Here is a 4,564-nt window from a genome sequence, read left to right as displayed (position 1 = left end):
CGCAAAATCAGAAGCCGTCATTGGGGTAAGAAGGAGGTAATCGGCCATTTTACTTTAAACATTTCCGGGAAACGCCCTGTGCGGACCCGCATGCAGGGTGTTGTGGGGGCTGGGGGCTAGATACCCCCGGCTACCCGATTAGGCTATCCGTTCTTAATTATTTCAATCAAATTTGGCGGAGCAACAAAAACATCCGTTTTAGCGACTTTATACTTTCTCAAGAGTTTGAATTCGTCCGATAGAGCTAGCAAGTCTGTCCGTGCTGTTTGGTATGATACCCCATGCGAATTTTTATGGGATTTAATAGTATATTCTTGTCCTGGGTTATCTAGTGCATTTTTTAGCAAGCCAAGCTGCCTATGGTTTAAAGCACCACTTAGCTTTGATTTTTCCAATAATCTAGCGGCTTTTCTGTACTCACCAGTTTTATATGCAAGATAACTATGAAGATCTCTTATAGCTTTTTTTATAACCTCAAGCTGATGAATGATGAAGTATGTAACATCATTGCTATCAGTTTCCGTATGTAGGTAAGCATACATATACTGGGCTGGTGCCATTTTTATGACCCTAGATATGGAGATATACTCCATCAGCCAGTATCCTTCCCTCGCCATAATCCAATAAAAAAGTGCACGAGCCGTTCTACCGTTACCATCGACAAAAGGATGATCATAACCAATCATAAAATGAACGACGATTGCTTTTATGACTGGAGGAATAAACTGGTTTTCCTTATCACTTTCAGCATTTACAAAGTCACATATCATCTGGATCCGATCGTCCAGCTCGTCCGGCGATGGAGGAGTGTGAAGTAATTTTTCATCATGAGAATAGACTCTAATGTCATCATCCTTTCCGCGAAAAACACCTGACTTCTCAGAGTCCTCTTCTGAAAGAGAATCCTCAGTCACAATACTATGCAGCTCGAAAATCATTGATTTTGTGAGCAATTCATCCTTATATTCCCTGATGAAATTCATGGCATTGTAGTTATTAAGAATCATCTTTTCTGAATGATCCATCGGAGACCTACCCGTTCTAAGCATCTCCTTCGCTACCCTGCGAGTGGTGGAAGCACCCTCCAATTGGCTAGAATTAATAGCCTCTTCTATGAGCGAGTTAATGAGATAGGTCTGCTTGGTTTTAGGATCTGAGATTTTACTATCAGCTTGTATCGCTCCTGTGGCGTTTTCACTTATCCAGAGTATGTCTCTCATTACTGTATCTGGAATACAAAATTGAAACGGCTTTCCTCCCTTATCTCGAAAAGAAAGCTCTTTCGAAATTCTCGACCGGGAATCCCGCATTGCTAGCCAGTACAATTCGGCATCATACCCTTCGGGCATAGTGAGATGCCTGAGCTTATCCCAGTGCAGATAACGCCCTTTAGAATCACAAGGTCCGATGGACCTATCGAAAAGCTGCGCGATCTTGTCTCCGTCGCCGCTTCTAATAATTTCGACGAGTCTCTCTCGCGAGGGAGGAGTAACAGGAATTTTCATGCAATTCGCCTCAAATACTGATTTTTCCGAAATTAGTATACACCTCAACATACGAGCCATCTACTAACTTTTCAAAAATTAGTATAAGAGCCTGTTCTGTGGCTTAACGCCCGCCATCACCGGTGACAAAGCCGCAGCGAAGCGGAGGGTTTGGCATCCGGTGCATGGCATTGATATGTGGTGCCTGACTCATTGGCCTGAGGGACTCACCAACCTTCGTACCGTATTCCATTTTGTTGCAGGAAGTTCCCCTCTCTTTTGAGGTAACTTTCCGTCCGGCGAGTATAGTCCTCTCCTTCTTTTTTATGATCGTAAGGTTTTGCCTGATATCGCCCAACCTCAATGGCATTTTCCCCACGATTCATGATCCAGAGCACCACAGTGCCGCCCGGTGCCAACCCAAAAACAAGGTTATGCCGGGGGCGTTCAACAACTTCTCCAAACCGTTCGAATGGGGCTACTTCCTTCATCATTTCTGCAATCTCACCAGGATTTTCGAGTTTGATCACGGCCTCGTAGGACTGCTGCTCCGCGAAGGAAAACCATCGGATAAGAAATAGCTCCGGGATTGTCTGCCACTTTGCCCGGGAGAGCGGAGAGCTTTTCCAGCAACAAGAAACAATTCCAAAAGGGCGGCGCCAACCCATATCCTCCGACAGGGACTCAATAAAGAACTTATCCACCCAGACATCGTAATGCCTAGGTGCCACAACACCGATACTCCGATAAGTCGAGTCGGGACCTGGCTTTGATCCTTCGGAGGCTGTCTGCTCCGAGCACCCTGACAGCATAAGAAGGCATACAATGAGCACAAGGTTTTGCATCTTCATGGCGTTTCCCCTTTTGCTCACTTGGTCTTGTTTGGATGGACAACACGTCGACCATATTTGGCCGGCTGGAAAGGATATAGCGGCCCAAGTCTAAGGTAATGATCGGAATGGTGAATATAGCGTTGCTTCAGCAGCGCCCTGGATTCTGGGTTCATCAGCAATTCGCTGCCATGCCATACGTGGGCGGCGAGGTTTCTTGCGACGGTTATTAACTCACCTGGAAGAGAAAGTGACGAGTCTTCAGGATCAATTACATCAAAAGGTACACCTGCATCAACCGCTAACTTGTGCATCAGGTAAAGCGGAATTCGGGAATATTCGCCCCGAACTTCTCGATCCAGCCACAGGCGAAGCGTGACATCTCCGCCAGGCAAACCACGTTGGCGCTCCTGTTCTGTCTCCAGCGTAGCAAGCGGATTCAGTGGCCCAATCCAGCCCTCGCTTTTAATCAGTGCCCGCTCCTGCAACATGCGCGAAAATTCGAAGCTCGCTTCGGGATTGCGGCGGTCCTTTCCTTTGGCCACCAACGGCGGACGGACTTCGACACGCTCATGAAAGCGATCAGGGTATCCACCGCCAATATCGGAATGAGCACCCGGCAACACCCATTCGCTAAAATGTTCAGGTAAGTTTCCAGATTCGTTTCGCAGGCTGTTCAGTGAAAAGTTGTGTCGACGTTCATCTCGGGCAGCAAATTGCACGGCTCGCTCGACGTGCTCCGGTTTTACGTTCACATTGACGCGCCCCGTATCGGCATCGTGCGCAGAAAAATCGAGATTATCTAAGTCGGCAACCGCAGCAACAGTGTCAAATAGCCCTAGAAAACGGACAGTAACCTTATTCGGCCAGGGAATTCCCTCCCGCTCGAAGGCCTTGACCAACCTACCTTTATACTCGCCGTATAAAGAGCCGGTGGTGTCATAGATCTCTCGGCTGACGAAATGCCGGGCGGTGGCCGCCCCACGGCTGAAGCCAAAGACGTCAAGGACCAGTTCGCCGATAGGTTCCTTAACGAGTTCACCAATCGCAAGCGCCAATTCTCTGGAACCTTCGTCTATCTTTTTGAGGATGCCCTGTTCGCCAAGGGCAAGCCCCATGCTCGGACCGTCATCAGGCTCACTTGATTTTGTACCCACACCAGGCACATAGGCCGACAAGGTAACTATAACGTCGCCATTCTCGCCTTGGGCCTCAGTTCGCTGATACAGATTCTCAAGCTTGGACACATTGGTTTCGGCATTGAGGTAGCTACCACCCATAATCTGCGACAGTTCGCTGCTGCACTCTTCTTCTGAGATAGCTCCGGCGGCATTTGCCGTCAGGCACTCATCCATTTGCTGCTGATAGGTTTGGGTGTTGTTACGGTTGTTGCCGGTGCCATCGAAAAAGATGCCAGCCTCGACCCGAATTTTGGGACGCTCTTCTTCTGACGAGTCATCTGGTGATTTGTCCGGCAAGCCCTCGTCAATCAGGGCGCCTTTCTGGGCGGCCCGCCGCACAAACTCCTGCGGATCTTTATCCAGCAGCTCTTTGGCGGCAGGGGTAAGCTGCCCTTTGTCATCCAATGCCCCAGATATGGCAAAATCCACTACGGGTGCGGTAGTTGTGGCAACGCCAAGTATTACTCGCTGATTACCACTGACAATAGACCCCCCATGACTCGTGGGACTGCCAAGGTAGGCCACCGGCATACCATCGGCCAACGCCAACGGATAGCCTTGGGTAATGACAGCACCGCAGCCAGTAACATCACCAACTCGGGCAATGGGTTTACCTTCAACAAGGATACTGGAGCCATTTGGCATGATGGGGGAAGAGCCGTGCCCTTTGATCGGGCAGACGTGCATGTCGCCAACACAGGCGGCAATCAGATTGCTCATAGCCAGAGTTCCTTTCTATTAAGGGGTAGCTTCCTGGCTACCCGTGATTAATCAATGTTCAAAACCCGTGAGTGTAGCATGGTTGGCACCACATAACGAAAGAGGTTAAGCGGCCCTGGCGCCAGCCAGGGTCCGACTTAACGTGTGGTGTACGCCCAGCATGGGCATGAACTAATGGGGTGAAAGTCCCCTGTGGGAAGATCTGAGGTCAGCCGGTTTTACCCGATTGAACGCTAACCACTAGCGAATGGCAAGGGCCAACCCGTGAGGGGCGGTCTCCGGAACGCCGGCCGGAAGTAAGCCGCTAGCAAAACTGCGAGCTGATGAACAAGAACATCATATGAGGCGT

Annotated in this window: 3 protein-coding genes; all 3 read right to left on the bottom strand. The window is 49.4% G+C overall.

What is annotated here, in order from left to right; translation table 11 throughout:
- Window positions 1-143: 143 nt before the first annotated feature.
- The 3 genes from AC13C0_RS00145 to AC13C0_RS00135 all read right to left on the bottom strand — a co-directional run bounded on the left by AC13C0_RS00145 (window position 144) and on the right by AC13C0_RS00135 (window position 4,215).
- Complete coding sequence (locus AC13C0_RS00145; protein ID WP_341581716.1) at window positions 144-1,505, bottom strand: Fic family protein; 1,362 nt, start codon at window positions 1,503-1,505, stop codon at window positions 144-146.
- A gap of 206 nt (window positions 1,506-1,711) precedes the next feature.
- On the bottom strand, window positions 1,712-2,335 hold the full coding sequence (locus AC13C0_RS00140; RefSeq protein ID WP_341581714.1) for a DUF2931 family protein: 624 nt from the start codon (window positions 2,333-2,335) through the stop codon (window positions 1,712-1,714).
- A 17-nt stretch (window positions 2,336-2,352) separates the two neighbouring features.
- Entirely contained in the window at window positions 2,353-4,215 is a 1,863-nt protein-coding gene (locus AC13C0_RS00135; RefSeq protein ID WP_482953702.1) for a phospholipase effector Tle1 domain-containing protein, read from the bottom strand.
- Window positions 4,216-4,564 lie beyond the last annotated feature (349 nt).

Source organism: Marinobacter sp. B-21, assembly GCF_056857895.1.
Note: the sequence above shows the minus strand (reverse complement) of the source record. Positions and strands in the feature narration are given on the sequence as shown.

Excerpts from the sequence above, each read along its gene's own strand:
- AC13C0_RS00145 (WP_341581716.1), bottom strand. The coding sequence starts at position 1,505 with ATGAAAATTCCTGTTACTCCTCCCTCGCGAGAGAGACTCGTCGAAATT.
- AC13C0_RS00140 (WP_341581714.1), bottom strand. The coding sequence starts at position 2,335 with ATGAAGATGCAAAACCTTGTGCTCATTGTATGCCTTCTTATGCTGTCA.
- AC13C0_RS00135 (WP_482953702.1), bottom strand. The coding sequence starts at position 4,215 with ATGAGCAATCTGATTGCCGCCTGTGTTGGCGACATGCACGTCTGCCCG.